The sequence below is a fragment of the Kitasatospora sp. NPDC048296 genome, from assembly GCF_043201815.1.
In the GTDB taxonomy this organism is placed as follows: Bacteria; Actinomycetota; Actinomycetes; order Streptomycetales; family Streptomycetaceae; genus Kitasatospora.
Window position 1 is genome coordinate 1 of the sequence record NZ_JBICZB010000167.1, and the last position, 3,108, is coordinate 3,108.

General features: G+C 67.5%; 4 protein-coding genes. 1 reads left to right on the top strand and 3 read right to left on the bottom strand.

Annotated features, from left to right (window positions below):
• Positions 1 to 366 precede the first annotated feature (366 nt).
• Positions 367 to 1,149 (top strand): IS5 family transposase, encoded by a 783-nt coding sequence (locus tag ACGF12_RS38125; protein WP_393041113.1) that lies wholly within the window; start codon positions 367 to 369, stop codon positions 1,147 to 1,149.
• 59 nt (positions 1,150 to 1,208) lie between these two features.
• Here the strand turns inward: ACGF12_RS38125 and ACGF12_RS38130 are convergent, their stop codons facing one another.
• The 3 genes from ACGF12_RS38130 to ACGF12_RS38140 all read right to left on the bottom strand — a co-directional run bounded on the left by ACGF12_RS38130 (position 1,209) and on the right by ACGF12_RS38140 (position 3,018).
• The gene (locus tag ACGF12_RS38130) at positions 1,209 to 1,961 is read right to left on the bottom strand and encodes an HAD family hydrolase (protein ID WP_393041116.1); all 753 of its coding nucleotides are present in this window, start codon (positions 1,959 to 1,961) and stop codon (positions 1,209 to 1,211) included.
• A 69-nt stretch (positions 1,962 to 2,030) separates the two neighbouring features.
• Complete coding sequence (locus ACGF12_RS38135; protein WP_393041119.1) at positions 2,031 to 2,579, bottom strand: hypothetical protein; 549 nt, start codon at positions 2,577 to 2,579, stop codon at positions 2,031 to 2,033.
• A 112-nt stretch (positions 2,580 to 2,691) separates the two neighbouring features.
• Positions 2,692 to 3,018 carry a hypothetical protein gene (locus ACGF12_RS38140; RefSeq protein WP_393041122.1) on the bottom strand — a complete coding sequence of 109 codons (327 nt, stop codon included), beginning with the start codon at positions 3,016 to 3,018 and terminating at the stop codon, positions 2,692 to 2,694.
• Between the last annotated feature and the right edge of the window lie 90 nt (positions 3,019 to 3,108).

Sequence of the window (3,108 nt, forward strand, 5' to 3'; positions counted from 1 at the left end):
CGACTTTCTTCGCCGATCGTTGATCTACAGGTGTCCCGTTGCCTCGTTCAAGCCCCCTTGACCTGCGCACTCACGCCATAACGCAGCGGCGTTGAGAAGCCGTTGCTCTATCGATCTTGGTGAGCGTGGGTTCGATTGCGCCGGCTCGGTCGGGTGATCTTGTGGCGTGCCGCGCATGAAGATAGGGCCTCTGGTGCAGCTCGGGTTTGTTGAAGACCATGAGCGCGCCAGGAGGCCCTGTTGTCGCTGTTGTACGCCCTCGCGCCAGCTGCCTCCAATTCGGCTGCGCGTGAGTGTGATTGTCTCGCTCACCGGTTCGGGAACGCCGGGGACCATCCACACAGGCGGCCGAGGTACCCGTCCGACATGAGCGACGCGGAGTGGGCCGTCGTGCGTGACGCGATGCCCGTGCCCGCTTGGCTGGAGGGTAGGGGCGGCCAGCCGGAGGGGTACTGCCACCGACAGATGTTGGACGCTGTTCGCTATCTGGTGGCGGGCGGCATCACCTGGCGAGCGATGCCGGGTGACTTCCCGGCGTGGGACCGCGTCTACGCCTTCGCGCGGCGGTGGCGTGTGAAGGGCTTGCTCGCGGAACTGCACGACCGGTTGCGCGGCCTGGTCCGCGAGGAGGCCGGCCGCGATCCGGAGCCGACCGCGGCGGTGATCGACGCGCAGTCACTGCGGGCGGCGGCCACGGTGCCGGCGGCCACCCGCGGCTACGACGGGGCCAAGAAGGTGCCGGGGCGCAAGCGGCACATCGCGGTCGACTGCCTGGGGCTGCTGCTGGCCGTGATGGTCACCGCGGCGAACGTGACGGACCGGGACGCCGCGATGCCGCTGCTGGAACGTGTCCGGGCCCGCTATCGCAGGATCGTCCTGGTGTGGGCCGACGGCGGCTACGCGGGTCGCCTGGTCAGCTGGGCGAAGCAGCAACTGGGGCTCGCTCTGGAGATCGTCAAGCGCAGCGACGACGCCTCGGGGTTCGTGGTGCTGCCCAGACGCTGGGTGGTGGAACGCACGCTGAGCTGGCTGATGCGCTCGCGGCGCCTGGTGCGCGACTACGAGACGCTGTCCGCCGTGCATGAGCAGATGGTGCTGTGGTCGATGACGATGCTCATGAGCCGTCGGCTGGCCCGGCGGCGAGCGTGAACCGTCCCGGGTGGGTTCGGGCCTTCACCCGTGAAGACCCGAACCCACGATCGAGGGCGTCATACAGCACGATCTGGTTCGCGGAACGGTTGAGGATCCGCAGCACGCGATGCCCACGTGGCGTCCTGGCTCCCCCTGGACACATACGCGCCGAATACAGAGGTATCGAGATCCTTGAGGGACTCCAGTACCAGAGTGGCAATCGCAAAGCGAGGATCGCAGCGATCAGCGGCCTCGGGAACGGCGACGACCGTCATCTGGGCTGACACGCCAGCGAGGACGCCGTTGAGCGAGTCCTCGATCACAATGCATTCGCCGGGTGACGCGCCGAGGGCGGCGGCTGCGCGGAGATAGGCGCCCGGGTGGGGCTTGCCGTGTTCGTCGTCCTCGGCCGAAAACACGGCATCGAAAGATCGGTCGAGGCCGGTGCTCGCGAGCGCATGCCGAATCACCGACTCCGGCGAAGATGACACGACGGCCATCGCCCTCGATGCACGCGCGCACGCCGCGACGGCGTGTTCGGCGCCGGGTTTCAGCGCCACTCCCTCCAACCTGCGGCACACGGCGGCCACGATCTGCTGCTCGACGTCGTCGGGGCCGGCTTGAATGGTGGCCCGATCGAACCAATAGGCCACCATGTCCCTTTGCCGCAGCCCGCGCGTCGCCGCCTGCATCTCCGTTGTGAGGTGCAGGCCAAGCGGACCGAACACTTCACGCTTTGCCGCGTCCCAGACCGGCTCGGAGTCGATCAAAAGGCCGTCCAGGTCGAACAGGACAATCGGTTGCACGGCTGCTCTTTCGTCGGCGATCACGCGAGGACGAGACGATACACGGCCCCGCCGTGCATGAGCAGAGGGTGCCGTGGTCGATGACGATACTCATCAGCCGCCGGCCGGCCCGGCGGCGAGCGTGAACCGTCCCGGGGTGGGCTCGTCGGCCCAGCCCCGGTCGGCCAGCCGCTTCATCTTCGACCGCACTCCTTCCACACTTGCCGGAACCGGCTCCAGCCCGAGTACGGCAGTGATCTCCTGACAGGACATCACTGGCTTCCCGCCGGATGCTTGTTCGGTGAGCGTCGCGAGGATGCGCCGGTAGTGGGGAGCGAGCGCGTCCATGGAAAGCGCGGGACGCCACACCGGGACGATCGAGCCCGCACGAGCCGCCCGCGGTGGAAAGACCTCGGCGGGCGCGTTCGTCGCGGGCTCCGACCCGGAAGACCCACCGGCTCCCGGGCCAGCTTCACCTGCCTGTCCGGGCCGCGGCCCGGACAGAACCTCGCCAACGCGCTGCCGGGCGATCAGCCACTCGTGCCAGGCCGTCTCCGCTTCGGCGAGCTCAGCGAGTACCCGGTCCGCCACCTCCCGAAGCTCCTCCACGCGCTCACGCGCGGCCAGCTCCCGCTCCTCCAGGAGACCCACCACCGACGCCATCCCGGCACCTCCACCAACGAGACAACCCAACGGCCCGAGCATGCCTCGCCATGCCGGCATCATGCCTGAACTGCGGAAACCCGCCGATCAAGTTCGGTACGACAACGGCTTCTCACTCCTCCTCGACAAATTCAGCGGCATTGGGAAAGACGTTGGTGCTGATGTGTCCCGACAGCCAGCCGACCAGGAACTCGACCGCACCCACAGGATGCGCGTCGTAGTACCAGCCCCGCGGATTCCAGCAGACGACCGTCCACTCGTCCGGCTTCCTGTCCGTGAGCCAGCACACGCGGTCCCCGTTGTCGGTTCCTGCCCACGGCAGGAGTCCTCCCAGTTCCGGGTAGAAGGGGTACGGGCAGTCTTCGGGGTTTCTCTCCCGGAAGTTGCGTTCCTGGTCCAGTAACTGCTTCGCGGGGCCGACCAACAGGTCTAGCTCCAACGCCGTGTAGATAGAGCCTGCGGGTTCCGGTCACGGGTCTGGTGTCGTCAGGATGTCGATGCTGATGGTGGCCTTGTAGCTGGTCCGGTC